At 62.6% G+C, this 25,645-nt stretch carries 27 protein-coding genes; 19 read left to right on the forward strand and 8 right to left on the reverse strand.

Annotated features, from left to right (window positions below):
* Positions 1-118: 118 nt before the first annotated feature.
* The 5 genes from ACU8HS_RS07640 to rsmI all read right to left on the reverse strand — a co-directional run bounded on the left by ACU8HS_RS07640 (position 119) and on the right by rsmI (position 4,857).
* Entirely contained in the window at positions 119-1,651 is a 1,533-nt protein-coding gene (locus ACU8HS_RS07640) for a YifB family Mg chelatase-like AAA ATPase (protein ID WP_447015703.1), read from the reverse strand.
* 248 nt (positions 1,652-1,899) lie between these two features.
* Entirely contained in the window at positions 1,900-2,847 is a 948-nt protein-coding gene (gene gshB, locus ACU8HS_RS07645) for a glutathione synthase (protein WP_112565237.1), read from the reverse strand.
* A gap of 96 nt (positions 2,848-2,943) precedes the next feature.
* A complete protein-coding gene (locus tag ACU8HS_RS07650; protein ID WP_112565235.1) occupies positions 2,944-3,447 on the reverse strand; it encodes a cupin domain-containing protein in 504 nt (167 codons plus the stop codon).
* A gap of 134 nt (positions 3,448-3,581) precedes the next feature.
* Positions 3,582-3,950: a YraN family protein gene (locus ACU8HS_RS07655; protein ID WP_112565233.1), complete on the reverse strand. Its 369-nt coding sequence runs from the start codon at positions 3,948-3,950 to the stop codon at positions 3,582-3,584.
* The gene (gene rsmI, locus ACU8HS_RS07660; RefSeq protein WP_112565231.1) at positions 3,943-4,857 is read right to left on the reverse strand and encodes a 16S rRNA (cytidine(1402)-2'-O)-methyltransferase; all 915 of its coding nucleotides are present in this window, start codon (positions 4,855-4,857) and stop codon (positions 3,943-3,945) included. The genes ACU8HS_RS07655 and rsmI overlap by 8 nt, the downstream gene beginning before the upstream one ends.
* A 247-nt stretch (positions 4,858-5,104) precedes the next feature.
* On the opposite strand from rsmI, the gene dnaN reads away from it, so the two are divergent.
* The 7 genes from dnaN to ACU8HS_RS07695 all read left to right on the forward strand — a co-directional run bounded on the left by dnaN (position 5,105) and on the right by ACU8HS_RS07695 (position 10,062).
* Positions 5,105-6,223: a DNA polymerase III subunit beta gene (gene dnaN / locus ACU8HS_RS07665; RefSeq protein ID WP_112565229.1), complete on the forward strand. Its 1,119-nt coding sequence runs from the start codon at positions 5,105-5,107 to the stop codon at positions 6,221-6,223.
* A gap of 111 nt (positions 6,224-6,334) precedes the next feature.
* Entirely contained in the window at positions 6,335-6,928 is a 594-nt protein-coding gene (pmtA, locus tag ACU8HS_RS07670; protein ID WP_112565227.1) for a phospholipid N-methyltransferase PmtA, read from the forward strand.
* Positions 6,929-7,510, forward strand: coding sequence for a histidine phosphatase family protein (locus ACU8HS_RS07675; RefSeq protein ID WP_447015704.1), 582 nt, complete (start codon positions 6,929-6,931; stop codon positions 7,508-7,510).
* Positions 7,511-7,516: 6 nt separating this feature from the next.
* Positions 7,517-8,224 (forward strand): orotidine-5'-phosphate decarboxylase, encoded by a 708-nt coding sequence (gene pyrF, locus ACU8HS_RS07680; RefSeq protein WP_112565223.1) that lies wholly within the window; start codon positions 7,517-7,519, stop codon positions 8,222-8,224.
* A gap of 23 nt (positions 8,225-8,247) precedes the next feature.
* Positions 8,248-8,535, forward strand: a complete 288-nt coding sequence (locus ACU8HS_RS07685; protein WP_112565691.1) for a DUF1330 domain-containing protein — start codon at positions 8,248-8,250, stop codon at positions 8,533-8,535.
* 110 nt (positions 8,536-8,645) lie between these two features.
* Complete coding sequence (locus tag ACU8HS_RS07690; RefSeq protein ID WP_112754014.1) at positions 8,646-9,626, forward strand: complex I NDUFA9 subunit family protein; 981 nt, start codon at positions 8,646-8,648, stop codon at positions 9,624-9,626.
* A gap of 283 nt (positions 9,627-9,909) precedes the next feature.
* The gene (locus ACU8HS_RS07695) at positions 9,910-10,062 is read left to right on the forward strand and encodes a hypothetical protein (protein ID WP_165911864.1); all 153 of its coding nucleotides are present in this window, start codon (positions 9,910-9,912) and stop codon (positions 10,060-10,062) included.
* Between the two features lie 86 nt (positions 10,063-10,148).
* On the opposite strand, the gene ACU8HS_RS07700 is transcribed toward ACU8HS_RS07695, so the two are convergent.
* Complete coding sequence (locus ACU8HS_RS07700; RefSeq protein WP_112565219.1) at positions 10,149-10,946, reverse strand: undecaprenyl-diphosphate phosphatase; 798 nt, start codon at positions 10,944-10,946, stop codon at positions 10,149-10,151.
* A gap of 276 nt (positions 10,947-11,222) precedes the next feature.
* On the opposite strand from ACU8HS_RS07700, the gene ACU8HS_RS07705 reads away from it, so the two are divergent.
* The 9 genes from ACU8HS_RS07705 (at position 11,223) to ACU8HS_RS07745 (ending at position 21,473) form a co-directional block, all read left to right on the forward strand.
* Positions 11,223-11,915, forward strand: a complete 693-nt coding sequence (locus ACU8HS_RS07705) for a glutathione S-transferase family protein (protein WP_112565217.1) — start codon at positions 11,223-11,225, stop codon at positions 11,913-11,915.
* A gap of 12 nt (positions 11,916-11,927) precedes the next feature.
* Positions 11,928-13,088: a tRNA epoxyqueuosine(34) reductase QueG gene (queG, locus tag ACU8HS_RS07710; RefSeq protein ID WP_112565215.1), complete on the forward strand. Its 1,161-nt coding sequence runs from the start codon at positions 11,928-11,930 to the stop codon at positions 13,086-13,088.
* A complete protein-coding gene (locus tag ACU8HS_RS07715) occupies positions 13,088-13,957 on the forward strand; it encodes an SDR family oxidoreductase (RefSeq protein ID WP_112565213.1) in 870 nt (289 codons plus the stop codon). The genes queG and ACU8HS_RS07715 overlap by 1 nt, the downstream gene beginning before the upstream one ends.
* Positions 13,958-14,366: 409 nt before the next feature.
* Complete coding sequence (locus tag ACU8HS_RS07720; RefSeq protein WP_112565211.1) at positions 14,367-14,729, forward strand: septal ring lytic transglycosylase RlpA family protein; 363 nt, start codon at positions 14,367-14,369, stop codon at positions 14,727-14,729.
* A 170-nt stretch (positions 14,730-14,899) separates the two neighbouring features.
* The gene (locus ACU8HS_RS07725) at positions 14,900-16,189 is read left to right on the forward strand and encodes an RsmB/NOP family class I SAM-dependent RNA methyltransferase (protein ID WP_112705747.1); all 1,290 of its coding nucleotides are present in this window, start codon (positions 14,900-14,902) and stop codon (positions 16,187-16,189) included.
* A 212-nt stretch (positions 16,190-16,401) separates the two neighbouring features.
* Positions 16,402-17,679, forward strand: a complete 1,278-nt coding sequence (locus tag ACU8HS_RS07730) for an imelysin family protein (RefSeq protein WP_112755335.1) — start codon at positions 16,402-16,404, stop codon at positions 17,677-17,679.
* 47 nt (positions 17,680-17,726) lie between these two features.
* The gene (locus tag ACU8HS_RS07735; protein ID WP_447015705.1) at positions 17,727-19,265 is read left to right on the forward strand and encodes a di-heme oxidoreductase family protein; all 1,539 of its coding nucleotides are present in this window, start codon (positions 17,727-17,729) and stop codon (positions 19,263-19,265) included.
* Positions 19,265-20,368, forward strand: coding sequence for an imelysin family protein (locus tag ACU8HS_RS07740; protein WP_377313681.1), 1,104 nt, complete (start codon positions 19,265-19,267; stop codon positions 20,366-20,368). Before ACU8HS_RS07735 ends, ACU8HS_RS07740 begins: the two co-directional genes overlap by 1 nt.
* A gap of 4 nt (positions 20,369-20,372) precedes the next feature.
* Entirely contained in the window at positions 20,373-21,473 is a 1,101-nt protein-coding gene (locus tag ACU8HS_RS07745) for a DUF1513 domain-containing protein (protein ID WP_447015706.1), read from the forward strand.
* Here the strand turns inward: ACU8HS_RS07745 and ACU8HS_RS07750 are convergent.
* Positions 21,452-22,531, reverse strand: coding sequence for a DUF2252 family protein (locus tag ACU8HS_RS07750; protein ID WP_447015707.1), 1,080 nt, complete (start codon positions 22,529-22,531; stop codon positions 21,452-21,454). The two genes, ACU8HS_RS07745 and ACU8HS_RS07750, sit on opposite strands and share 22 nt — an antisense overlap.
* Positions 22,532-22,660: 129 nt before the next feature.
* Entirely contained in the window at positions 22,661-23,707 is a 1,047-nt protein-coding gene (locus tag ACU8HS_RS07755) for an aldo/keto reductase (RefSeq protein ID WP_447015708.1), read from the reverse strand.
* Between the two features lie 118 nt (positions 23,708-23,825).
* Here ACU8HS_RS07755 and ACU8HS_RS07760 point away from each other — a divergent pair, with 118 nt between their 5' ends.
* From ACU8HS_RS07760 to ACU8HS_RS07770, 3 genes are all read left to right on the forward strand, one after another.
* Positions 23,826-24,428 (forward strand): TetR/AcrR family transcriptional regulator, encoded by a 603-nt coding sequence (locus tag ACU8HS_RS07760; RefSeq protein WP_112754036.1) that lies wholly within the window; start codon positions 23,826-23,828, stop codon positions 24,426-24,428.
* A 102-nt stretch (positions 24,429-24,530) separates the two neighbouring features.
* Entirely contained in the window at positions 24,531-24,980 is a 450-nt protein-coding gene (locus ACU8HS_RS07765) for a PaaI family thioesterase (protein WP_112565194.1), read from the forward strand.
* Positions 24,977-25,615 carry a 5'-methylthioadenosine/S-adenosylhomocysteine nucleosidase gene (locus tag ACU8HS_RS07770; protein WP_112754038.1) on the forward strand — a complete coding sequence of 213 codons (639 nt, stop codon included), beginning with the start codon at positions 24,977-24,979 and terminating at the stop codon, positions 25,613-25,615. The genes ACU8HS_RS07765 and ACU8HS_RS07770 overlap by 4 nt, the downstream gene beginning before the upstream one ends.
* The last annotated feature ends 30 nt before the right edge of the window (positions 25,616-25,645 follow it).

The raw sequence follows: 25,645 nt of genomic DNA on the forward strand, positions 1-25,645 counted from the left end.
TAGCGAATAGCGAATAGCGAATAGCGAATAGCGAATAGCGAAAGGTGGATGTCCCGTCGGTGCCGGGCAAGCTTTTTCTATTCGCTATTCGCTATTCGCCACTCTCTATTCGCCCATATCACGCCGCTGCCGTCAGCCTTTCGCCGGCAACGCGATAGGAGATCGCTTCCGCCAGATGAATACGGCCAACCGTATCCTTGCCATCGAGATCGGCGAGCGTACGGGCGACTTTCAGGACGCGGTGATAGCCACGCGCCGAGAACTTCATCTTGTCTGCGGCATCGCGCAGCAACTGCAATCCTGCGGCATCCGGCTCGGCGAATTTCTCGATCATCGAGGTGGAGCATCCGGCATTGGTGGAAATAGCCGCAGCACCTGCCGAAGCGTAACGTTCGCGCTGGATCGCACGGGCGCGGGCGACACGCCGGGCAACATCGGCGCTCGCCTCGGCCGCCGTCGGCCGGATGAGGTCGGCGGCGGAAACGGCCGGCACATCGATGCGGATATCGATGCGGTCCATCAGCGGTCCGGAAATGCGGGCCTGATAATCGCTCATGCAGCGCGGGCCGCGGGCGCAGGTGTGGCCGGGTTCGCCCGCCATGCCGCAGCGGCACGGGTTCATCGCCGCGACAAGCTGGATCCTCGCCGGATAGGAAACCCGGTGGTTGGCGCGCGCGATGACGCATTCGCCGCTTTCCAGCGGCTGGCGCAAAGCATCGAGCACCTGCGGCGCAAATTCGGGAAACTCGTCAAGAAAAAGCACGCCGTGATGGGCAAGCGAAGCTTCGCCAGGGCGGGCGCGCAGGCCGCCGCCGATGAGGGCTGCCATGGTCGCCGAATGGTGCGGCGTGCGGAAAGGCCGGCGGTCCGAGAGCTTGCCGCCCGAGAGCTGACCGGCAATGGAATGGATCATCGAGACTTCCAGCAGTTCGGCCGCCGAGAGCGGCGGCAGGATGGAAGGCAGCCTTGATGCCAGCATCGACTTGCCGGAACCGGGCGGCCCGACCATCAACAGGTTGTGGCCGCCGGCAGCCGCCACTTCCAGCGCCCGTTTGGCGCTTTCCTGCCCCTTGATTTCAGCGAGATCGGGAAGGTTTGCGGCGCTGGGACGGATGGACGGTTCCGGGCGCGACAGGATCTGGGTGCCACGGAAATGGTTGGCCAGCGCGATCAGGCTGCGCGGCGCCAGGATATCGACCTCGGATCCCGCCCAGGCGGCTTCCGCGCCGCTTTCGGCCGGGCAGATCAGTCCTTTTCCGGTGGCATTGGCGCCGATAGCGGCCGGCAGGGCGCCGGCGATGGCGGCGATCGTGCCGTCGAGGTTGAGTTCGCCGACGACGACATAGTCGGCCAGGGCATCCGCCGGAATGGCGCCGAGCGCCGCCATCAACCCGAGCGCGATGGGAAGATCGAAATGGCTGCCCTCTTTGGGAAGGTCGGCAGGCGCAAGGTTGACCGTCACACGTTTTGCCGGCAGCGCCAGCCCCGAGGCGTGCAAGGCCGCCTGCACCCGCTCGCGGCTCTCCGCAACCGCCTTGTCCGGAAGGCCGACGATCTGCATCCCCATTTTGCCGGGGGCGACCATGACCTGGACCTCCACCGGGACACCTTCAATCCCCTGAAATGCAACCGTGCTGACGCGCGCGACCATGCCCCTGCCCCGTAATCTTCATGCCCCGCCTATGAAGGCGGTCACAATCTTGCATGGAATCCGGAATAAAACAAGAACGATAAGCGAACAGATTCAGCCTTCCGCTGCAATCGAATTGCGGCCGGTTGCAAAGTCGGAACGAAGGCGATCAAAGACGGAACAGGCTGAGCATTTTCTTCGATCCTCGGACCGCGCAAATGCTCTCTCCCTGTTTCAGCCAAGCGCTACGGACGCTTGCCGGACCTGTCCTAGCCGCGTTTGCGCTCGATCGCATCCCACAGCAGGCTTGCGATATCCGCGCCGCCGAACTTCTTCACCTCGCGGATGCCGGTCGGCGAAGTGACGTTGATCTCGGTCATGTAATCGCCGATCACGTCGATGCCGACAAGCAGGAAGCCACGTTCACGCAGGGCCGGACCGATGCGCTCGCAGATTTCCTTTTCGCGCGCCGTCAGTTCGGTCGGCTCGGCACGGCCGCCGACATGCATGTTGGAGCGGCTGTCATGCTCGGCCGGGACGCGATTGATGGCGCCGGCAAACTCCCCGTCGACGAGGATGATGCGCTTGTCGCCCTTGCGCACGTCGGGCAAATATTGCTGGGCAATGAAAGGTTCGCGGAAAAGCTGGCCGAACATTTCGAGCAGCGACGACAGGTTGCGGTCGTCCCTGGTGGAATGGAAGACGCCGGCGCCGCCGTTGCCGTAGAGCGGTTTCAGGATGATATCGCCCATCTCGTCGCGGAAGCGGCGGATTTCGCCGGGGTCCTTGGTGATCAGCGTCTTCGGCATCAGGTCGGAAAATTCGGTGACGAAGATCTTCTCCGGCGAGTTGCGCACCCAGGCCGGATCGTTGACGACGAGCGTCTTCGGATGGATGCGTTCCAGAAGATGAGTCGAGGTGATGTAGGCCATGTCGAAGGGCGGGTCCTGGCGCAAGAGGACGACATCCATCGTCGAGAGGTCGATGCGCTCCGGCGCGCCGAGCTCAAAATGGTCGCCCTTGACGTCGCGCAGCACCATCGGCTCCACGGACGCATAGAGCGTGCCGTCGCGAAAGCTCAGGCGCTCAGGTGTGTAATGGAAGAGCCTGTAGCCGCGCGCCTGCGCTTCGAGGCTCATGGCGAAGGTCGAATCGCCCGCGATATTGATGCCGGAGACATGGTCCATCTGGACCGCTACGTTCTTGATCTTGGCCATTTCCGTCCCTTGAGCTGATGCCGCCCAGATGTAGGTCGGTCAGGCCTCAAACGCAACGGCAATCAATGGCTTCCGGCATCTGCGCGGGCGCTATTTTCAGGCGGCGATGCCGGCGCTGCCGTTGCTGCGCAAGAGGTTGCGCAGGCGGTAGGCGATGGCGAGCGGCTTCGGGAAGGGCTTGCGCAGGAAGGCAACCTTGCGGACATAATCGTCCACCCGCCAGTTCGCCCAGGTGCCGCCGGCAAAGAAGGCGACATCGCCTGCCTGCAGCGTGCGCTCAAGGCCGTCCTCGGTCGTAACGTGCACCTCGCCTTCGAGGATCATGACCGTCTCGTCCCAGCCGAAACGCCAGCGGAATTCGCCTGCCGTGCAATCCCAGATCGCCGTGAGCGCTGCCTCGTCGTGGCCGCGGGAATGTTCTGCCGTGCGCGCCTGCGGATTGCCGCTGATGATCCAGTCCGGGTTGATGGGCGTCGACTTCAGCACCATGTCGTCGCTGGCGTGCGCGACGAACGTTTGACCTGTCGGTTTCAGCGCAGCATAAGGCACGGATCGCGCAGCCATTGCGACAGCGCTTGCGAGCATCATCTTCCAGGCCATCTGTATCCCCCAGTTTGCTACCCCTAGCTGAGGCGTGGATAACAAAAGAGTCATAAAAGCCCGTTCAAGCAGACGCTAAAATTTTAACGAAGCCTTGCGCGCGAGCCTCCAGGCGTGTGCGGAATCTCGCGATCCTAAAAGGCATTCGGGAAATGGCGCGGCAGTTTTCCCGGCAATATCGCAATGATATCATAGCGTTGCGACAGAAGAGCATAGTCACGCTGGCGCGCGAGCCAAAGATCGCTCGCCGCCCGGATCCGATTTTGAGACGTGTAGGAGACGGCATCCACCGCGCCCATTTCATCCGCGCGCGCCTTGACCTCGACGAAGACGGCAAGATCGCCCTTGCGGGCGATGATATCGATCTCGCCGAGTTTCGTCCTGTAGCGCAGGGCGAGGATGCGGTAGCCCTTCAGCACCAGGAAAAGGGCGGCGATATATTCCGCCGCCGAGCCGCGGCGCAGCGCCTTTTTCCTGCGGAGCGTGGCCTCGCCGTCAGCCATCCGCGGCCTTCATGTCGAGAAGTTTCTGATAGAGCACCTTGCGCGGCAGACCGGTCAGGCGGGCGGCCTCCGTCGCCGCCCTGGCGGTCGGCAGCGCTTTTGAAAGATCGGCGAGAACCGCCTCGACGTCGGTCTCGCTCGCCGGCTCGTCCTTCGGCGGGCCGATGACGAGCACGATTTCGCCCTTCACATTGTCATGCTCTTCGTAATGGGCGGCGAGTTCGGCAAGCGTGCCGCGGCGGAATTCCTCGTAGGTCTTCGTCAGTTCCCGGCAGACCGACGCCTGGCGGCCGCCGCCGAGCACTTCGGCTGCGGCCAGAAGCGTTGCGCCGATACGATGCGGCGATTCAAAGAAGAGCAGCGTGGCCGGCGCATTGGCGAATTCCGCGAGGCGGTCGCGACGCGCCTTGTCCTTGGTCGGCAGGAAACCGGCAAAGAGAAAGGCGTCGTTCGGCAGACCGGAACCGACAAGGGCGGCAAGCGGCGCGGAGGCGCCGGGAATGGGGACGACACGATACCCTGCCTCGATTGCCTGCTGCGCCAGCCGATAGCCGGGGTCGGAAACGAGCGGCGTGCCGGCGTCGGAGACGAGCGCCACCGACTTGCCGGCCTCCAGCGCCTGCAGCAGACGCGGGCCGGCCTCGTCGGCATTGTGTTCATGATAGGCGAAAGGGCGGTTCTGGATGCCGTAGCGGTCGAGCAGGACGCGGGTGACGCGGGTGTCCTCGCAGGCCAGGACGTCGGCGCCGGCGAGCGTTTCCAGCGCCCGAAGCGTGATGTCGCCGAGATTGCCGATCGGCGTGGCGACGAGATAGAGGGCCGCCTCCAGCGGGCGCGCCGGCACCGCGATATTGTGCAGACGAAAGCCGCGCCGGGCGCCGGTTTCCGCTGTCGTCTCTTGCGTCATGTCACTCGCTTTCGTCCCGCCGGCCCCTTCCCTTTATGGGCGAGCGGCGCCGCTTCGACAAGGGGCCGCGATTTCTGTGAGCATTGCATTACAAAACGGCATTTGCAGGCCCCTGGACCGCCATGCCTCTTGCATTCGCTGGCAAAGTTCTGCCATTTTGCCCGTCCACTCCCCTTTGCCGAAGGGGAAAGCAGTGACGCGGCGCTTCCTGCGCCCCGGTAGTAAAGGTCGAAAGCGGTAGCATCCCATGCGTATTACTATTGAGCGGTCAAACCTTTTGAAGTCGCTGAACCACGTCCACCGCGTGGTCGAACGCCGCAACACCATCCCGATCCTGTCCAACGTGCTCCTGAAGGCCGACGGGCAGAACCTCGACATGAAGGCGACCGACCTCGACCTGGAAATTACCGAAGCGACGCCTGCCAATGTCGAGCAGGCGGGCGCCACCACCGTTCCGGCCCATCTTCTTTACGATATCGTGCGCAAGCTTCCCGATGGCGCCGAGGTGCTGCTCGCCACCACGCAGGACGGCGGCTCGATGAACGTGCAGTCGGGCCGCTCGAAATTCTCGCTGCAGTGCCTGCCGGAATCCGATTTCCCGGACCTGACCGCCGGTACCTTCACGCATTCCTTCAAGCTGACGGCAAGCGACCTGAAGATGCTGATCGACCGCACGCAGTTTGCCATCTCGACCGAAGAAACCCGCTACTATCTCAACGGCATCTTCTTCCACACGATCGAAAGCAAGGGCGACTTGAAGCTGCGGGCCGTTGCGACCGACGGCCATCGCCTCGCCCGCGCCGACGTGGATGCGCCTTCGGGCTCGGAAGGCATGCCGGGCATCATCATTCCGCGCAAGACGGTCGGCGAACTGCAGAAGCTCGTCGATACGCCTGACGCCATCGTCACCGTCGAAGTCTCCGACGCCAAGATCCGCCTTACGATCGGCTCCATCGTCATGACCTCGAAGCTGATCGACGGCACCTTCCCGGATTATCAGCGCGTCATCCCGTCCAATAACGACAAGGAAATGCGCGTCGACTGCACGAGCTTCGCCCAGGCCGTCGACCGCGTCTCCACCATTTCGTCTGAGCGCGGCCGCGCCGTGAAGCTCGCGCTCTCCGACGGCCAGCTGCTGCTGACCGTCAACAATCCGGATTCCGGCAGCGCCACGGAAGAAGTCGCCGTCGGCTACGATACGGATCCGATGGAAATCGGCTTCAACGCCAAGTACCTGCTCGACATCACCGCGCAGCTTTCCGGCGACGAGGCGATCTTCCTGCTGGCCGATGCCGGTTCGCCGACACTCGTGCGCGACACGGCCGGTGACGACGCTCTCTATGTCCTGATGCCGATGCGCGTGTAAACGCGCGTCGTTTTCCTGCCTGAAACTTTCCTGATCGCGACATCTCCCCTTGTTTTTGTTCGATCCTCCTGCAATTAAGGGAGAGTTGAACGGCAGGCATGGGAGGATGGCATGGCATTGCGGCTCAAGGAACGGCTCGGCAGGAAATTTGACGAGGAGATCCGCTTCTTCAAGGGCATGATGCAGGGGCCGAAGACCGTCGGCTCCATCGTTCCGACATCCTCGATCACCGCCCGCAAGATGGCGAGTGTCGCAAATCCGCAATCGGGCCTGCCGGTGCTCGAACTCGGTCCCGGCACGGGCGCAATCACAAAGGCGATCCTTGCGCATGGCGTGAAGCCGGAAAAGCTCGTCGCCATCGAATATTCGACGGACTTTTACCAGCACCTGGTGCAGCTTTATCCCGGCGTCACCTTCATCAACGGCGACGCCTTCGATCTCGACAAAACGTTGGGATCGCTGAAGGACCAGAAGTTCGACAGCGTCATTTCAGGCATACCGCTGCTGAACTTCCCCATGCAGGCGCGCATCGCGCTCCTGGAAAGCCTGCTCGACCGCATGCCGGCCGGCCGGCCGATGGTGCAGATCTCCTACGGGCCGGTCTCGCCGATCGTCGCCAATGCCGATCGCTACAGCATTCATCATTTTGATTTCATCGTGCGCAATATTCCTCCAGCCCAACTCTGGATCTATAGGCGCGCATAAATGTTTGGACTTTATATTACGCATCCTCAGGTCAAGATCGACCCTGAGGTTCCCGTTCCCAAATGGGGGCTTTCCGACCTCGGCGCGGAACGCGCCCGCAAGGCCGCTTCCGGCGACTGGACCAAGCGGCTTGCCCGCATCGTCTCCAGCGACGAGACGAAGGCGATCGAGACGGCGGAAATCCTTGCCGCGGCATCGGGCACGAAAATCGAGATCGTGCACGGCATGCATGAGAACGACCGCTCCGCCACGGGCTTCCTGCCGCCGGACAAGTTCGAAGAGGCGGCCAACTGGTTTTTCGCCCATCCGCAGGAGAGCTTCAGGGGCTGGGAGCGGGCCGCCGATGCACAGGCCCGCATCGTCTCCGCGGTCGAGACCATCCTTTCCTCGCATGACCGGAATGCGCCGATCGCCTTTGTCGGCCACGGCGGCGTCGGGACCTTGCTCAAGTGCCATCTGATGGGCGCGCCGATCGCGCGCGATCGCGACCAGCCTGGCGGCGGCGGCAATCTCTATGCTTTCGGTCTTGCGGACCGGCGCTTATCATGCGACTGGACACCCATCGAAGACTGGCGGGGATGATTTGAGATGGACGCACGCGAGCGGTTGATCGTCGGGCTGGATGTTCCAACGATTGGCGAAGCGGAAAGACTGGTTTCCACGCTCGGCGACGACATTCTCTTCTACAAGATCGGCTACCAGCTCGTCTTTGCCGGCGGGCTGGAATTTGCCCGTGAGCTTGCCGCCAGCGGCAAGAAGATCTTCCTCGACATGAAGCTGCTCGATATCGACAACACGGTCGCATCCGGCGTCGAGAACATCGCCAAGATGGGCATGTCGATGCTGACGCTGCATGCCTATCCGAAAGCGATGAAGGCGGCGGTCGAAGCGGCGAAGGGCTCCGGGCTCTGCCTGCTCGGCGTGACCGTACTGACCTCGATGGATGCCGAAGACCTTGTCGAGGCCGGCTATCAGCTCGATCCGAAAACGCTGGTTGCACGCCGGGCCGAACAGGCACGCGCAGCCGGCATGGGCGGCATCGTCTGCTCGGCCGAGGAATCGGCCGCTGTCCGCGAAATTATCGGCCCTGATATGGCCATCGTCACGCCCGGCATCCGTCCGGCGGGCGCGGAGAAGGGCGACCAGAAGCGGGTGATGACGCCTTCCGATGCGCTGAAAGCCGGCTCCACCCATCTCGTCGTCGCCCGCCCGATCGTCAAGGCGCCGGAGCCGCGGGAAGCGGCGCGGGCAATCCTCAATGAAATGGTCGCCGCGCTGTGGCCGGCAAACCGCTGACAGATCCGCTGAAGGAGACAAGAATGGCCAAGGCATATTGGATCGCCCGCGTCGATGTACGCGACCTCGAGCGCTACAAGGACTATGTCGCAACCGCCAAGCCCGCCTTCGAAAAATATGGCGCGAACTTCCTCGCCCGCGGCGGCGCGATCACCGAGCTCGAAGGCAAGGCGCGCGCCCGCAATGTCGTCATCGAATTTCCCTCGATGCAGCATGCCGTCGACTGCTATAATTCGCCGGAATACCAGGCCGCCGCCAAAATCCGCCAGGAAGTTGCCGATGCGGAAATGGTCGTGGTCGAAGGCGTCTGAGCCAGTTTCGAACGGGTGAAAACTGCGGCGCGATGGCCCTTTTCGTCGCGGCGGTATTCGGCTAAGACGAGAACAATCACAGCATTCCAAAGCCTTTCGAGGAGCCTGCCATGACCCTTGCCAACCTGCCCCCGCTCGTCACCGTGTTCGGAGGGTCCGGCTTCATCGGCAGACATGTCGTGCGGGTGCTCGCCAAGCGCGGTTATCGCATCCGCGTTGCGGTGCGCCGCCCCGATCTCGCCGGCTTTCTGCAGCCGCTCGGCAATGTCGGCCAGATCTCGTTTGTCCAGGCGAACCTGCGCTACCGCAACTCCATCGACCGCGCCGTCGAAGGTTCGGACCACGTCATCAACTGCGTCGGCATCCTCTTCGAGAGCGGCCGCAACACGTTCGACGCCGTGCAGGAATTCGGCGGCCGCGCAGTGGCAGAAGCTGCCCGCAACGCCGGCGCAACGCTGACCCACCTCTCCGCCATCGGCGCAAATTCCAGCTCGCCGTCCAGCTATGGCCGCACCAAGGGCCGCGCGGAAGCCGCCATCCTGTCGATCAAGCCGGACGCGGTGATCTTCCGCCCGTCCGTCGTCTTCGGTCCGGAAGACAGTTTCTTCAACAAGTTCGCCGACATGGCGCGCATGTTCCCGATCCTGCCGCTCGTCGGCGGCGGCAAGACGAAGTTCCAGCCGGTCTATGTCGAAGACATCGCCGAGGCCGTTGCGCGGGCCGTGGACGGCAAGGTCGAAACGGGCAAGATCTACGAACTCGGCGGCCCCGAAGTGCTGACCTTCCGCGAATGTCTCGAGACCATGCTGAAGGTCACGGCCCGCAAGAATCCGCTCGTTTCGCTGCCCTTCGGCATCGCATCGCTGATCGGCAGCATCGCCTCGCTCGTACCGTTCGTCACGCCGCCGATCACCCCGGATCAGGTCAAGCTCCTGAAGCAGGACAACGTCGTTTCGAGGGAAGCCGAAGCCGAGGGCCGCACACTCAAGGGTCTTGGCATCACGCCGACCATGGCGACGTCGGTGCTCGACTCCTATCTCGTGCAATACCGCCCGCACGGCCAGTATACCGGCTCCGGCAAGGCTGCCTGACAATCGATAGCCGACAGTTCAAGCGCCGCTCGCGACACTTCGCGGGCGGCGTTTTCTGTTCCATCAGGTGCAAATCTGGCGCAAGCCTGGCGTGTTATGACCTGTTTCATATTGTGAGACGTTGCATAAAAGACGCATAGGAAATTTAGTGGAATTAACATCAAATTTAGCAGGAACGTTTATTGCTATTTGCCATTCCACTGACTAAACACCCCCGCGCGTCTTCAGATAGACTCAAAGCGCCTCGCAGGCGTGCGGCAATCACTGTGAAAGGCTATTTCTGATGGGTAAGTCAATCGCGCTTCTTTTTGCGTGTGCGGCACTGGTAATCCTCGCAGGCTCCTTCATTGCGCCGGGCTCCGTCGCAGCGGTGAAGGGCGGTTGCTCGCCGGCTTACGGCGTCGATCCCTGCTCGACAGCTTCCATTACCCATTAACAGCAAAGCCGGTTCCTTCGAACCGGCTTTGGTTTTTATCCCGGTGCGGGCGGCGCATATGCGATCGCTCGCGGGGGGGCGCCGATTCAGGCAATCATGCCGGCCATTGCCATGCCGAGCAGAACAACACCCAGGATGATGCGATAGATCGCAAACACCGTGAAACGGTTGCTCCTGATATAGGCGAGCAGCCATTTGACAGCGACGAAAGCGACAATCGTGGAAACGACGAAGGCAATGCCGAGGGCAGTCCAGTCCTCGTTTGCCGCGCCGCCGTCCTTGAAGGTCTCCAGAAGCGAAAAGGCGCTGGCCGCATACATGGTCGGAATGCCGACGAGGAAGGCGAATTCGGTTGCGGCAGCGCGGTTGCCCGTGCCGGCCAGCATGGCGACGAAGATGGTGGCGCCGGAGCGGGAGGTTCCCGGAAAGACGCCGGCAACGACCTGGGCAATCCCCACCAGAATGGCGACGAGCCAGGTAATATGCGCGCTCGGCGGGCGGCGGGCAGCGGCCCATTCGGCAAAGATCATCCAGAAGCCGCCGATGATAAGCGCCCAGGCGACAGGCGTGGCGTTTTCAGGCAGTTCGAACCCGAGCTTCTTGACGACAAGGCCAAGGATCGCCGTGATCAGAAAGGCGACGATCAGCTTGAAGGCATAATCGCGGTTCTGCGGATCGCGCCAGCCGAGCAACAGATCGAGCAGGCGACGCCAGTAAATGATCGTGACGGCCAAGATGGCGCCGGCCTGGATGACGATGTTGAACGTGTCGCTACGCGCACCGAGCCATTGCTCGGCAATAATGAGGTGGCCGGTACTCGAAATCGGCAGGAACTCGGTAATCCCTTCTATTATGCCCAGAATTATAGAGCTTACGTAGTCCATAAAGTGTCTCCGGTTTGGGGTTCGGTCGGACTGAAAGGCGTTCAGGCTTATATTGCACTGCACAATCATCATTCGCCAGTGCGGGAGGCAAGAAAAGGCGAGCGGGGGTTGCGATGATTCAGGCAGCCATGTTTTGTCCCTTGTCAGGCAGTGTCGCCCGATTCGCTTGTATTGGCGGGGCCAAGCTCCTATAGCTTCAACTCATGAGTCATGACTAGGGCGGTATAAGTGGCGCGCCCTTAAGCCCATGCACAGCAATCAACACACCGAGTATCGATGCCCACGCTTTATCATCATCCCATGTCGTCCGCATCCCGCTTCGTCAGGCTCATCCTGGCGGAATACGGCTATCAGGCGGAACTGATCGAGGAACAGACCTGGGAGAAGCGCCGCGACTTCCTGGCGCTCAATCCGGCCGGCACGCTGCCGGTCTATGTCGACGACAGCATGCGGGCGCTCTGCGGTGCAACCGTCATTTCCGAATATCTCGACGAGACGCACGGCGTCTTGAAGCGTGACCGCCGGCTGCTTGCCGAAGACCCCTTCCAGCGGGCGGAAATCCGCCGCCTGACGGAATGGTTCATGCAGAAGATGGAAAACGACGTCACCAAGCCCTTGGCGCGCGAACGCGTCTACAAGCTGCAGATGACGGCGGATCAGGGCGGCGGCGCGCCGGATTCCAAGATATTGCGCACGGCGCGCGCCAATATCCGCCAGCATATGCGTTACCTCACCTGGCTGGCCGGTTCGCGCCAGTGGCTTGCCGGCGAGCGGATGAGTTACGCCGACCTTGCGGCGGCTGCCTCCATCTCGATCCTCGACTATCTCGGCGAAATCGACTGGTCGGAATCGCCGCTCGCCAAGGACTGGTACCAGCGGCTGAAATCGCGTCCCTCGTTCCGCCCGCTCCTGACCGAGCGTGTGCGCGGCCTGACGCCGGTTTCCCATTACGCCGATCTGGATTTCTGACGAGGGCTTTTCATGCCCGACACGAAAACCGACGATATGAAGGAGCGCAAGCGCCGCGACAATTTGACCGGCTTCCTGAAGGCGGAATCGCGCGCGCTCGGCTTCGATCTCTGCCGCATCACCCGTCCGGATGCGATTCCGGAAGCCAGGGAACGGCTCGGCCAGTTCATCGATGCCGGCCGGCACGGCACGATGGAATGGATGGCGGAGACGCGCGAGCGGCGCGGCGATCCGCGAACGCTCTGGAGCGACGTGCGCTCCATCGTCGTCTTCGGCCTCAATTACGGGCCGGACGAAGATCCGCGCGGCATTCTCGACAAGAAGGACAAGGCGGCGATTTCCGTCTATGCCCGCAACCGCGACTATCACGATCTCATCAAGGGCAGGCTGAAGGAGATCGCCACACGTTTCGCCGCCAGGGCGGGCGCCGATGTGAAGGTCTTCGTCGATACCGCACCGGTCATGGAAAAGCCGCTTGCAGCGGCGGCCGGTCTCGGCTGGCAGGGCAAACATACCAATCTCCTGAGCCGCGAGCACGGTTCCTGGCTGTTCCTCGGCTCGATGTTCACGACTGCCGATCTCAATATGGACATGCCGGAGACGGATCATTGCGGCTCCTGCCGGGCGTGCCTCGACGCCTGCCCGACCGCTGCCTTTCCGGCACCCTATCAAATCGATGCGCGCCGCTGCATTTCCTATCTGACCATCGAGCACAAGGGGCCGATCGATCCCGAATTCCGGCCACTGATCGGCAACCGCATCTATGGCTGCGACGATTGCCTTGCCGCCTGCCCATGGAACAAGTTCGCAAGCGAAGCCTCGGAAATGAAGCTGAAGGCGCGCGAGGACCTGAAGGAGCCCTCCATCGCCTTCCTTCTGACGCTCGACGATCCGACCTTCCGGACCTTCTTCAGCGGCTCGCCGGTCAAGCGGATCGGCCGGGACCGCTTCATCCGCAACGTGCTGATCGCCGCCGGCAATTCCGGCGAACGGAACCTCATAGAACGATGTCGCCTGCTTGCGGCCGATGCCTCGCCCGTCGTTCGCGGCATGGCGGTCTGGGCGCTGTCGCGGCTCATGGAGGCTGGCGAATTCGAAGCCTTTGCCGCACAAAGGGAACGTGAGTCGGACGAAGACGTCCTGAAGGAATGGCGATTGACGGGAGTTCGGTGATGCATGTGATGATCTTTGGCTGCGGTTATTCCGGTAGCGCCATCGCCAGGGCGTTCGGCGAGCGTGGCGCGCGCATTTCCGGCACGACGCGCTCCGAGGAAAAAGCCGAAGAATTACGGAAAGCCGGGATCGACGCCTTCCTCTTCGATGGCGCGACCTTGAGCGATCGGCTGCGGGCAGCCATGGCGGATGTCACCCATCTCGTACAGTCGATCGCGCCGCGCGACGCCGATCCGCTGCTGGCGCTGCTTGGCCAGGATGGCGCGGCGCTTCTGCCAAAGCTGCAATGGATCGGCTATCTCTCGACGGTCGGCGTCTATGGCGATCACAAGGGCGCTTCGGTGACGGAAGAGACGCCCTGCGTGCCCGTCTCCGGCCGCTCGAAGGAGCGGCTGGAAGCCGAGGAGGGCTGGCTGGCACTGGGGGCCGCGCGCGGCGTGCCGACCGCCATATTGCGTCTCTCCGGCATTTACGGTCCGGGGCGTAACGCCTTCGTCAATCTGGATCGCGGGACGGCGCGGCGCATCATCAAGAAGGACCAGGTCTTCAACCGCATCCGCGTGGAGGATATCGGCGCGTCGGCGCGCTTCCTGTCGGAACACGGGCTTGGCGGCATCTATAACGTCACGGACGATCAGCCCGGTCCGCCGCAGGACGTCATCGTCGAAGCAGCCCGGCTGATGGGTGTAGAGCCCCCGCCGGAACAGGCCTTCGAGACGGCCGAGATGACACCGATGGCCCGTTCCTTCTATGGCGAAAACAAGCGGGTTTCGAATGCCAAACTGAAGGCTGCGGGCTTCCGTTTCGCCTTCCCCAACTACCCGATGTCGCTCGCGCAACTCTGGCAAAACGGCCGCTGGAAGGGTTGAACAAACCCCTCCGTTCGGGTGGGAAGGCTATAACCCGTAAAGAGTAGAAAATTCCTACTTTCTAATTTTCGCGAGCCGATTTTCGCTCCGCATTATGGTTAACGGCCTCTAAATTTGCGCAAATATGGCGTCAAATATGGCAGGCGGAGCAAAAAATTTTTGTGATCTGAAACGGCCATCAAATGCTTACCGTTTCCCCGAAAAAATCGTTCTGATTTTAGCTGATTTCATTATGTTTTTTCCACATATCGGCAAAGCGGTGTCCTGCTACCGCAATGTTATCGGAATCACGAATATTACACTCCGTAACATTCCGTGATCTCTCGCGGCACTTTTTCGCCACTTTTGGCCGGATTTAAGCCCCGCCGCCCGCAAAGGCGTGAGTTCAATAGTTGAGGGACAATCCGTTTTGAGGAAAATCTGCCGTTCTCTAATCACTGTCGCAGCGATTTCAGCCTGTTCTTTCACCCTGCCGGCGGAAGGCTTTGCTGCTAACGGATGTGGCGGTGCTTCGTGGTACGCACTTCGCTCCAAAACTGCTTCCGGGGAACGCATGAACCCGGCCATCTATACTGCCGCACACCGCTCTCTGGCGTTCGGCACCAAGGTGAAGGTCACCAACCGCAACAACGGCCGCAGCGTTGTCGTCCGCATCAACGATCGCGGTCCGTTTATCCGCGGTCGCGTGCTGGATCTGTCGCGCGCTGCCGCGCAGAATATCGGCATGGTGTCCTCGGGCACTGCGAAGGTCTGCTACGAAGTCGTCAGCTGAGGCCACGTCCTCGGCGAAATCGCTGCGCCGGATGCGGCGCTTGCTCTTGCCGTCAATCGCGGGTACCACGCGGTTGAGACTTGTGAACAATCCGCCCGGCCGGCCAGGTTTCTGGGGGGCTCGTTTTTTGCGCGGATCGCTCACCAGCCAAGGCAACAGGAGAAGTTTGAATGCGTTTGGGCGGCCGCCTCGAAGGGGCGATTTCGGTTCTGGCTGATATCGATACCCGCAAAAGGCCTGTCGCCGATGCGCTGAAGGACTGGGGCCTTGCCCACCGTTTCGCCGGTTCCGGCGACCGGGCGGCAATCGGCAACATTGTCTACGACGCGCTGCGCATGCGGCTCTCCCATGCCTATCTCATGGACGACGACAGCGCCGTCGCCATCGCCCATGCCGTCATGTTCCGCCAGTGGGGATTCACACCCCAATCGCTGGCTGCGGAACTTGCCGACGACAAGTTTGCGCCGACACCGCTTTCGGCCGACGCGCTCGCAGCGTTCTCAAGCCGCTCTCTCTCCGATGCACCCCTGCATGTGCAGGGCGATATTCCGGAATGGGTGCAATCCTCCTTCGAACAGGCTTTCGGCGAAAACTGGCTTTCCGAGGCGCAGGCGCTTGCCGGGCGCCCGACGCTCGACCTGCGCGCCAACATCCTGAAGGCCACCCGCGAAAAGGCCGTCAAGGCGCTCGAACGCGCCGGCGCGAACGAGGCGAAAATCGCACGCTACGGCATCCGGATTCCCGCCGGCGAAGGTGCCTCACGCCTTCCCAACGTCACGGCCGAGCTTTCGTTCCAGAAGGGCTGGTTCGAAGTTCAGGACGAGGGGTCGCAGATTGTTGCCGACCTCGTGCTGCCGAAGGACGGCGAGCAGGTGCTGGATTACTGTGCCGGCGGCGGCGGCAAGACACTCGCCATGGCTGCCGCCATGCACAACAAGGGCCAGGTTCACGCCTTTGACGCCGATCGCAAACGGCTTGCGCCGATCATCGAGCGGCTGAAGCGCGCCGGCACACGCAACGTCCAGGTCCATGACGATGCCAGAGGCTTGTCGAACCTGCGCGACCGCTGCGACAAGGTTCTGGTCGATGCGCCCTGCACCGGCACCGGTACATGGCGCCGCCGGCCCGACACGAAATGGCGGCTGACCGCCAAGAACCTCGACGAGCGCACGGCCCAGCAGCAGGATGCGCTGAAGCAGGCAAGCCGCTTCGTGCGCCCCGGCGGCGAACTGATCTACGTCACCTGCTCCGTGCTGCCGCAGGAGAACGAGGAACAGGTGCGGCGCTTTGCTGCCGGCAACAGCGATTTCGAGATCGTCAGCGCCCTGCCCGCCTGGGACAGTCTGTTCGGCAAAGAGGGGGCGCGCCCGCGTTCCTCCGATGGCAAGACGATCACGCTGACGCCGGCCTCGACGGATACGGACGGCTTCTTCTTCTGCCGTCTCAAGAGGAACGGCTGAACTATACAGTGTTCTTGCGCCGCGGCAGACGGTGCGAGCGAATAACGCAGCCGCTCATCCTGAATCTACGGACAAACGCCGTTTAAACGGCAGGGTTGATCTTGGAAATCCATCCTTAAAACCATTCCAAACTAGAGTGTTTGACACCAGTTTGCTTTTGCGCGAAGAGACGGTTGCCGGATTCAGACGGAAATCCGTCACAGGAGAGGATTATGAAGCTCAACCGCACGTTCCGCGCAGCCGCGCTGGCGATCGCCCCCGCCGCCCTGCTCGCCCTTCCCGCACATGCGCAAACCGACGCAGCCGCTGTCGTGAAGCACTATGCCGAAATCGCCCATGCCAAATACGAGGACTCGCTGACGACAGCCAAGGCGCTCGACGCAGCCATCGACGCCTTCCTGAAGACGCCGAACGATACGACGCTGCAGGCTGCAAAGGATGCCTGGATCAAGGCACGCGTTCCCTACCAGCAGACGGAAGTCTACCGTTTCGGCAACCCGATCGTCGACGACTGGGAAGGCAAGGTCAACGCATGGCCGCTCGATGAAGGCCTGATCGATTACGTCGATCCCTCCTACGGCACGGAAAGCGACGAGAATTCGCTCTATGTCGCCAACGTCATTGCCAACAAGACGATCAAGATCGACGGCAAGGACGTGGATGCGTCCAAGCTGACGCCGGAATTCCTCTCAGGCACGCTGGCCGAGGCCGGCGGCATCGAAGCCAATGTCGCGACCGGCTACCACGCGATCGAATTCCTGCTCTGGGGCCAGGACCTGCATGGCACGGGACCGGGCGCGGGCGAACGCCCTGCCAGCGACTACGACCTGAAGAACTGCACGCACGGCAATTGCGACCGCCGCGCCGAATATCTGAAGTCCGCCTCCACGCTGCTGGTTTCCGACCTGCAGGAAATGACCGACGACTGGGCGCCGGGCGGCGAAGCGACCAAGCATGTCGAGGCCGATCCGAAGGCTGGCCTCGTTGCCATCCTGACCGGCATGGGCTCGCTCTCCTACGGCGAACTGGCCGGCGAGCGCATGAAGCTCGGCCTGCTGCTGCACGATCCGGAAGAAGAGCATGATTGCTTCTCCGACAATACCTACAACTCGCATCTGAACGACGCGATCGGCATCGCTGCCGCCTATACGGGCGAATATACCCGCGTCGACGGCACCAAGATGACCGGCCCGTCGCTGCACGATCTCGTTGCCGCCAAGGACAAGGCGCTCGATGCCGAGATGACCGGCAAGCTCAACGCAACGCTGGACGCCATGCACGCCATGGCCAAGCGCGGCGAAACGGTCGAGAAATACGACCAGATGATCGGCGAGGGCAACAAGGAAGGCAACGCCGTCGTCCAGGCCGCCATCGACGGCCTCATCGACCAGACGAAGTCGATCCAGCGCGTTATTGCGGCACTTGACCTCGGCACGGTCGAGCTTGAAGGTTCCGACAGCCTGGATAATCCTAACGCCGTCTTCAAATAAGCAAAAAGGCGGGCCGTTCCGAACCCGGAGCGGCCCGGACCCTTGAAATGTCGCATAACCCGGCCCGTCGTCTTCTTGTCAGCGCGACTTTCTGCGCTTTGCTGGCCGGGCTTCCTGTCGCCTTTGCCGGCACATTCGATCTTGCGACCAGACGGACCGATCTTTCCGACGCCGACCTGAAGCGCGTCGCCGACATTGTCAGGCCGACGCATGATTTCAGCAAGGCCGAGCCCTATGAGGCCATGCAGGCGGGAGCTGCGACCTCCATCGATCCGGTCACGGAAGACAGTTTCTCGCATATCTCCGCCAATATCCCCTTCGAGGAAGAACAGAACTTCCGGCTCGGCAATGCGCTGTTCCGCAAGCTCTGGGTTTCGGCGCCGTCCTCCACGCAGGCATCGGACGGTCTTGGGCCGCTTTTCAACGCACGCTCCTGCATGAGCTGCCATCTCAACGATGGCCGCGGCAAACCGCCGGAAGGCGGACCGAGCGCCACTTCGATGTTCCTGCGCCTGGCCCGTGCGGCGAAGACGCCCGAGGAGGAAAAGGCGCTCGCGGACGCCGACATCGTTACTTTCCCCGACCCGGTCTATGGCCATCAGCTTCAGGATCTTGCCGTTCCCGGGCTTGCCGCGGAGGGCAAGGTTGCCGTCACCTACAGCGAAGAGACGGTGACGCTCAATGGCGGCGAAACGGCGAGCCTTCGCAGGCCGAGCTATTCCGCCAGGAATCTCGCCTACGGTCCGCTCGATCCCGGCACGACCATCTCGGCGCGGGTTGCGCCCGCGATGATCGGGCTCGGGCTGATCCAGGCGATCCCGGAGGCCGATATTCTCGCCCATGCCGACCCTGACGATCACGACCACGACGGCATTTCCGGAAAGGCGGCGATCGTGCGCGATCACCGCAGCGGCCGGATCGCGCTCGGCCGTTTCGGCTGGAAGGCGCAGAACGCCACCGTGCGCGACCAGAGCGCAGACGCCTTTTCCAACGATATCGGCATTTCGACGCCCGACGCGCCCGATGCGCATGGCGACTGCACCGCGGCTGAGGCAAAATGCCTCGCCATGCCCGATGGCGTGCAGAAACGCCTCGGCAACGAGGAAGCGCCCGGCCCGGTGCTCGATCTCGTCACCTTCTATTCGGAGAACCTCGCCGTACCGGCGCGCCGCAAGGCAAGCTTCGCCGCCACGCTGCGCGGCAAGCAGCTTTTCTACGATGCCGGCTGCATCTCCTGCCACGTCCCGAAATTCGTTACCCGTCGCGACACCGCTGAAAAGGCGCAATCCTTCCAGCTCATCTGGCCCTATTCCGACTTCCTGCTGCACGACATGGGAGACGGTCTGGCCGACGGGCAGCAGGTCGGACTTGCAAGCGGACGTGAATGGCGCACGCCGCCGCTATGGGGTATAGGACTGACCCGGACTGTCAGCGGACACAGCTTCTTCCTGCATGACGGCCGTGCCAGAAACCTCACCGAAGCAATCCTCTGGCATGGCGGCGAAGCTGAAAAGGCCCGTAACGCATTCTCCTCGCTGTCAAAAGACGATAGAGAGGCCCTGATTACATTCCTGGAGTCACTCTGATGCGCCCCTGGCACACCCTGCTTTGCCTCGCCTTGACCGGCTTTGCCACATCGGCTGCCGCCCAGAGCGCAGCACCGCCCGCTTCGGGCCTCAACGAGGATGCCGTGCCCTCCGTCATGCAGCGGGCCGTCGACGAGGTTATCCGCCCCGGCTACCGCAATATGCAGCAGTCTTCCGCGCGCCTGACCACGGCGATGAACGACCTCTGCGCGTCGGGCACGCAGCAGACGCTCGACCGCGCCAAATCCGCCTTTGACGATACGATCCGCTACTGGTCGACCATCGAGATCGTGCAGACCGGCCCTGTCATCCAGGACAATCTCTTCGAGCACATCCTCTTCTATCCCGACCGCAAGGGCGTCGGCCTCAAGCAGGTTCAGGCGCTGATCGCCAAGGCCGATCCGAAGGACGCGACCGTCGACGCCATCGCCGGCAAGAGTGTCGCCCTGCAGGGCCTGACCGCGCTGGAATATGTGCTTTACGGCAACGGTTCCGACGATCTCATCAAGCAGAAGGGCGGCTTCCGCTGCCTCTACGGCCAAGCGGTCGCCGGCAATATCCAGCGCGAGGCCGGCGAAGTCGTCGCCGCCTGGGAGAAGCCTGACGGCGTGCAGGCAAGCTGGAAACATCCCGGCCCGCAGAGCGACGATTTCATGGACAACAAGGAAGCCGTCACGGCGCTGCTCGGCATTCTCGTCCACGGCGCCGAGAATGTCCGGGACCAGCGGCTGGAGCAGTTCTACAAGGGAAAGGATACGCCCGCGCGCCCGCGCATGGCGATCTACTGGCGTTCGAAGAATACCTGGAAATCGATGGCCGCGAACCTCGAGGGGATCCGTACGCTCTGGCAGAAGGCCGGCATGGCCGAGTTGTTGCCGCCCGAGAAGAAGGCGGTTGCCGATTCGATCGACACCAAGCTGAAGACGATCATCGACAGCGTCTCCAAGCTGACCCCCGATATCGAAGTCGCCGTCAGCGATGCGGAAAAGGCCAAGCTGGATACGCTGCTGACCGAAAGCCGCGACCTCATCACCACGATCAGCGACCAGTATGGCGCAGCCATCGGCCTTTCGGCCGGCTTCTCCTTCTCGGACGGGGATTGAGGCGATGTGGCACAGCGGCGCCATCGACCGGCGCGGCTTCGTCAAGACCGCCGGCATCGGCTTTCTGGCGGCTCTGAAGCCCCAGGCGCTGCTGGCCCTTGGCCGGGCCGATGCCGTCTATGCTTCCGGCATCCGCAGGGCCGACGGGTCCTTTGCGGTGGCGACCGTCACGGAACGGGGCGAGATCGTCGACCAGGTGGCGCTGCCCGCCCGCGCCCATGGCATGGCCTATAGCCTTGCGACCGGCCGTACGGTGGCCTTCGCCCGTCGGCCCGGCACGTTCGCGATGATCTTCGATCCCTGGAACAAGGGCGAGCCCGTCGTCATCACTTCGCCGGAGGGCCGGCATTTCTACGGCCATGGCGCCTTCTCGCCGGACGGGCGGCTGCTCTATGCCAGCGAGAACGATTTCGACAATAACAGGGGCATGATCGGCCTCTATGATGCGACGAACCGTTTCGCACGTATCGGCGAATACGAAACCTTTGGCGTCGGCCCGCACGACATGACGGTTTCCGACGACGGGCGCATGCTCATCGTCGCCAATGGCGGTATCGAGACCCATCCGGATTTCGGCCGTACCAAGCTTAATCTCGGCAATATGCAGCCGTCACTGGCGCTTATCGATGCGGCAAGCGGCACGCTGATCGAAAAACACACGCTGCCGCCGCAATGGTCGTCCGTCTCGACACGCCATGTGGATGTCGATGCCAGTGGCCGCATCTGGTTTGCCTGCCAGTATGAAGGCCACCGCAAGGACCTGCCGCCGCTCATCGGCCATTTTGCGAGAGGCGAGGATCTCGCTTTCATCGACCTGCCCGAGGAGACGACGCGACGGCTTGCCAACTATGTCGGGGCAATCGCGGTCAACCGGAAGGAAGGCCTGGTCGGCGTCACGTCGCCGATCGGCGGTGCGTCCGTCACCATCGACGCAAAAACGGGAAAGGTGCTGCGCGAGGACAGCGTTCGGGATGCGGCCGGCATTGCGCCCGCTCCCGGCGGTTTTGCCGTTTCATCCTACGATGGCGAATTCCAGTCGGCTCACAGCGATGTCGCCTGGGACCAGCATATCGTGCGGATCGCTCAGCCGGCGCCGGCTCGGTAGGTCTTCCACTCCCGTTCGGTGGCTTCGGCGGCTGCCCGGGCCGCCGCATGGAGCCAACCCTCATCGCGGGAGCGAAGGTCGCTGCGGATCGTCGCAGCGTTTGCCGCGTCATCCGAATGGCAATTGGCGATCTCGAAGCCCATCAGCTCGAGCATTGCGCCGTTCAACAGGGTCTTCGCATCGGTCTTGATCTCGATCTTGCGGCTATTGGGCGAAAGTCTGCGAACGAGAATGCGGCCGACCACCGCAAAATGGGGATCGGGGCTGCGCATCCGCCCGGCGGCGATGATGCCGGTTCTGATGACGTGATCTCCTGACCTTGCCAGTGACCAGACCGAGGGCACAAGCGCCTTGGCTTCACGCAGCACGGGGCCGCCGCGCCACTCCGGCACATAGGCGGCGAAACGCGGCCGGCCGAGACTTCCCGTCCCCTTCGTCACCGGCACGGGTGTTACGTTTCCCGAGCCCTTCGGCAGGGCGTTTTTCAGGGCCTCGACAAAACGGCCGGGAGCCGGCTTTTTGCCGGGCTTGCGGCTCTCCCATTTCTTCCAGAATTCCTTCCGCTCGTCTTCCGAAAGCAGCAGTTTGTCGCGCAGCCAGGGATGGTCGCGCTCCAGCACGACGGGGTTCGGATGCTCAAGGCCGCGCACATATCCGGCCAGAACGAGTTCAGCGATCGCCCTGCCGGAAATCCCGTCGTCCGGCAGAGCCAGGATGGCGCTGGCCACCAGCCGGACGAGATCCAGCCCGTAGGGCATGATCGCCGCATCGTCGAAATCGTTGGCGCCCCAGACGAGCCGCCCCTCGATATCCCGCCAGGTGCCGAAATTCTCCATATGGGTATCGCCGATCGACAGCACCTGCGGCATGCCGGCAAGCTCCGGCCTGACCTCGTAGACGATCTCCGCCCAGCGCCAGTAGGTGGCCCGCAGGAAGGCGAACGAACTCTCGCGCATCTTCCGGTGTTTCTCGGCAATATCCTCCTGCACGAGTTCGCCCTGCAGCTCGTGTGCCAGCCAGGTCTCGTAATTGCTCATCGATGGAGAAAATGCCTTCATGCGTCCGCTCTCAGGTTTGATCGATCATAGTCCTGCAGAGCCTTAACCAGAAGAAGTTTCAGGGCATGTTCAAGAGGGGCGCGCGCCGAACAGATCCGGCTGGCGCGCCCGTGAGCAGAGGCCGGGATATCAGGCCACGCCTTGCGCCGGAGCGTCGAACAGGTCGAGCTTGCCGCCGGTGAAACCATCCCGGTTTTCAGGATTGCCCAGCAGCGTGTAGGGGAAGACCGGCGGGAGTGCGCTTACCGTGTCGAGGCGGGAAATCTGCTCGGACGACAGCCTCACGTTCACGGCCGAGAGATTGTTTTTAAGCTGCTCGACGGTGCGCGGCCCGATGATCGGCAGCGACCCCTTGGCTGCGACCCAGGCAATGGCGATTTCCGCCGGCGTTGCCTCGACCTCCGCCGCAACGGCGATCAGGGTATCGAGGATGGCGGTGCGCTGCGCAGAATTTTCCGCCTGGAATACGCGGCCGCCGAGGCCCTCCGCACGGCCCTTTTCACCCTGCCGGTATTTGCCGGTCAGCATGCCGCCGCCAAGCGGCGACCAGGCCACGACGCCAAGGCCGAGCGCCTGGCCCGCCGGAAGCAGTTCCTGCTCGGTGGAACGCTCGACGAGGCTGTGCTCGACCTGGATACCGGCAATGGGGGCCACGCCGCGCAATTCGGCGATGGTTGCTGCGCGGGCCACGCGCCATGCCGGGAAATCGGAAAGGCCCGCATAGAGGATCTTGCCGGCGCGGACGAGATCGTCAAAGCCGCGAACGAGTTCGTCGACGGGGGTCACGCCATCGGACATATGCGCCCAAAGGAGATCGATGCGATCGGTCTTCAGTCGCTTCAGGCTGGCCTCCACGGACGAAATCATCGACTTGCGGCTGTTACCCGTTGCCAGAATGCCGGAGCCAGGATCGGTCTGCATGGTGAATTTCGTCGCCAGCACGAAGTCATCGCGCTTTCCGGCCAGCAGATCGCCGAGGATCTCTTCCGACTGGCCGAACTGATAGCCATTGGCCGTGTCGATGAAATTGCCGCCGGCCTCCGCGTAGATCTCGAAGATACGGCGGGCTTCGTCGGGTTCGCCGCCATGCCCCCAGCGCGTGCCGAAATTACCGGCCCCCAGCACCAGTTCGGAGACGCGCAGGCCCGTATGTTTGCCGAAAAGTTTGTAACGCATGGTGTGTGTCCTTCCGTTCCTTTTTAATTGCGATCGCAATTAATGCGTTGCGAGCTTTTAATTGACTTTGATTGTGAGTGCAATTAAAAATTTTCATGACCGTATCCGGAGATCAGACATGCGTGTTTCCAAGGAAAAGGCGGCGGAGAACCGCGGCGCCTTGCTGCAGGCGGCCAGCCGGCTGTTCCGCAAGCGCGGCATCGATGGCGTCGGAGTGGCAGATATCGCCAGGGAGGCCGGGCTGACCCACGGCGCGCTCTACGCACATTTCCCTTCCAAGGACGCGCTGGCGGCCGAAGCCTTCACGCACGGGTTCGAAGGCAACATGGCCGATACGCGAGAGTGGGCGGGCGGGCGAGACCCGTCATTCCAGGACTATGTCGAGGGACTGATCTCGCCCGACATGCGCGACAAGGTGGAGACGGGTTGCCCGATGACCGCATCGGCCAGCGAGGTCGGCCGGCAGGGCTGCGCCGTCAGCGAGAGCTTCGCGAAGGCCTTCGAGGAGATGGCTGCGATGCTCGAAGGATCGCTTTCGGATACCGTCCCAGCGCCTCAGAGGCGGCGGCTCGCGATTGCCGCCGTCGTTGGGCAGATCGGCGCGCTCGCCGTCTCGCGCGCCGTGATCAAATCGGACCCGTCGCTGGCCGACGAAGTGCTGCAGGCCGTTCGCGAAACGATCGGGGCGGCTCACAGGGCAGAATCGGTCCATCGCGAGTAGATTGCGCCCTGATGGCGGTGAAGACAAAATCATCGTGAGCCGGATTGCAACCTTGTCGAATCCGGCCGGCCATGCCACTTTCGCGGTCGCGAGAGGGCTGCGATGAACGATACCGACAGAGGCGATTTCCGGGAGCGGATCCGCCAGAACTTTGCACGACAGGCGGCCATGCACACCATCGGCGCGGAGTTGACGCGCGTCGAGCACGGCATGGTGGAAATCGAGCTTCCCTTCGACGTCAAACTGACACAGCAGCACGGCATTTTGCACGCGGGCATCATTTCCGCAGCGCTCGATTCGGCCTGCGGTTTTGCCGCCTACAGCGTTATCGACGCCGAAGCCTCGATCCTGACGATCGAGTTCAAGGTCAACCTCATGTCGCCGGGGCGCGGCGAGCGCTTCCTCTTCAGGGGCGAGATCACCAAGCCCGGCTCCAACATCATCGTCGCCGACGGGCGAGCTTATGCGATCAGCGACGGGCCGGCCAAGCTCATCGCGTCCATGACCGGAACGATGATGGTCATTCGCGGAAGAGAGGGAATTACGGGATGAAATTCGAACTGAAGTCCGTCGCAGGCAAGTCCATCCTGTTCGTCATGGCCGCAGAGGCGGAATACGGCCCGTTCCTGCGTTCGCGCATCGAGCCGCTGATGACGGGCGTCGGCCCGGTCGAAGCGGCAATCGCGATCACCAAGTCGCTTTCCCGTCTCGACGCTTCCGACGAACTGCCCGATCTCGTCGTCTCGCTCGGTTCGGCCGGTTCGGCACGCCTGCAGCAGACCGAGGTCTATCAGGTCACGTCGGTCTCCTATCGCGACATGGACGCCTCGCCGCTCGGCTTCGAGAAAGGCAAGACGCCCTTCCTCGACCTGCCGGCCGAACTGGAGCTGCCGCTGCGCATTCCCGGCATTCCCGAAGCCACGCTTTCGACCGGCGGCAACGTCGTCTCGGGTGCGGCCTACGCCAATATCGCCGCCGACATGGTGGATATGGAAACCTATGCGGTGCTGCGCGCCTGCCAGGGCTACAAACTGCCGCTGATCGGCCTTCGCGGCATTTCGGACGGCGCAGTCGAGCTGCAGCATATTTCCGGCTGGACCGAATATCTGCATATCGTCGACCGCAAGCTCTCCTACGCCGTCGACAGCCTGTTTACCGCCCTGGAAGACGGTGTTTTCTGGTTCTAGGCGCTGAAAAGAGGGACAATCGGGACAATA

The sequence above is a fragment of the Rhizobium sp. KDH_Rht_773_N genome, assembly GCF_052946295.1.

Excerpts from the sequence above, each read along its gene's own strand:
- ACU8HS_RS07640 (WP_447015703.1), bottom strand. The coding sequence starts at position 1,651 with ATGGTCGCGCGCGTCAGCACGGTTGCATTTCAGGGGATTGAAGGTGTC.
- gshB (WP_112565237.1), bottom strand. The coding sequence starts at position 2,847 with ATGGCCAAGATCAAGAACGTAGCGGTCCAGATGGACCATGTCTCCGGC.
- ACU8HS_RS07650 (WP_112565235.1), bottom strand. The coding sequence starts at position 3,447 with ATGGCCTGGAAGATGATGCTCGCAAGCGCTGTCGCAATGGCTGCGCGA.
- ACU8HS_RS07655 (WP_112565233.1), bottom strand. The coding sequence starts at position 3,950 with ATGGCTGACGGCGAGGCCACGCTCCGCAGGAAAAAGGCGCTGCGCCGC.
- rsmI (WP_112565231.1), bottom strand. The coding sequence starts at position 4,857 with ATGACGCAAGAGACGACAGCGGAAACCGGCGCCCGGCGCGGCTTTCGT.
- dnaN (WP_112565229.1), top strand. The coding sequence starts at position 5,105 with ATGCGTATTACTATTGAGCGGTCAAACCTTTTGAAGTCGCTGAACCAC.
- pmtA (WP_112565227.1), top strand. The coding sequence starts at position 6,335 with ATGGCATTGCGGCTCAAGGAACGGCTCGGCAGGAAATTTGACGAGGAG.
- ACU8HS_RS07675 (WP_447015704.1), top strand. The coding sequence starts at position 6,929 with ATGTTTGGACTTTATATTACGCATCCTCAGGTCAAGATCGACCCTGAG.
- pyrF (WP_112565223.1), top strand. The coding sequence starts at position 7,517 with ATGGACGCACGCGAGCGGTTGATCGTCGGGCTGGATGTTCCAACGATT.
- ACU8HS_RS07685 (WP_112565691.1), top strand. The coding sequence starts at position 8,248 with ATGGCCAAGGCATATTGGATCGCCCGCGTCGATGTACGCGACCTCGAG.
- ACU8HS_RS07690 (WP_112754014.1), top strand. The coding sequence starts at position 8,646 with ATGACCCTTGCCAACCTGCCCCCGCTCGTCACCGTGTTCGGAGGGTCC.
- ACU8HS_RS07695 (WP_165911864.1), top strand. The coding sequence starts at position 9,910 with ATGGGTAAGTCAATCGCGCTTCTTTTTGCGTGTGCGGCACTGGTAATC.
- ACU8HS_RS07700 (WP_112565219.1), bottom strand. The coding sequence starts at position 10,946 with ATGGACTACGTAAGCTCTATAATTCTGGGCATAATAGAAGGGATTACC.
- ACU8HS_RS07705 (WP_112565217.1), top strand. The coding sequence starts at position 11,223 with ATGCCCACGCTTTATCATCATCCCATGTCGTCCGCATCCCGCTTCGTC.
- queG (WP_112565215.1), top strand. The coding sequence starts at position 11,928 with ATGCCCGACACGAAAACCGACGATATGAAGGAGCGCAAGCGCCGCGAC.
- ACU8HS_RS07715 (WP_112565213.1), top strand. The coding sequence starts at position 13,088 with ATGCATGTGATGATCTTTGGCTGCGGTTATTCCGGTAGCGCCATCGCC.
- ACU8HS_RS07725 (WP_112705747.1), top strand. The coding sequence starts at position 14,900 with ATGCGTTTGGGCGGCCGCCTCGAAGGGGCGATTTCGGTTCTGGCTGAT.
- ACU8HS_RS07730 (WP_112755335.1), top strand. The coding sequence starts at position 16,402 with ATGAAGCTCAACCGCACGTTCCGCGCAGCCGCGCTGGCGATCGCCCCC.
- ACU8HS_RS07735 (WP_447015705.1), top strand. The coding sequence starts at position 17,727 with ATGTCGCATAACCCGGCCCGTCGTCTTCTTGTCAGCGCGACTTTCTGC.
- ACU8HS_RS07740 (WP_377313681.1), top strand. The coding sequence starts at position 19,265 with ATGCGCCCCTGGCACACCCTGCTTTGCCTCGCCTTGACCGGCTTTGCC.
- ACU8HS_RS07745 (WP_447015706.1), top strand. The coding sequence starts at position 20,373 with ATGTGGCACAGCGGCGCCATCGACCGGCGCGGCTTCGTCAAGACCGCC.
- ACU8HS_RS07750 (WP_447015707.1), bottom strand. The coding sequence starts at position 22,531 with ATGAAGGCATTTTCTCCATCGATGAGCAATTACGAGACCTGGCTGGCA.
- ACU8HS_RS07755 (WP_447015708.1), bottom strand. The coding sequence starts at position 23,707 with ATGCGTTACAAACTTTTCGGCAAACATACGGGCCTGCGCGTCTCCGAA.
- ACU8HS_RS07760 (WP_112754036.1), top strand. The coding sequence starts at position 23,826 with ATGCGTGTTTCCAAGGAAAAGGCGGCGGAGAACCGCGGCGCCTTGCTG.
- ACU8HS_RS07765 (WP_112565194.1), top strand. The coding sequence starts at position 24,531 with ATGAACGATACCGACAGAGGCGATTTCCGGGAGCGGATCCGCCAGAAC.
- ACU8HS_RS07770 (WP_112754038.1), top strand. The coding sequence starts at position 24,977 with ATGAAATTCGAACTGAAGTCCGTCGCAGGCAAGTCCATCCTGTTCGTC.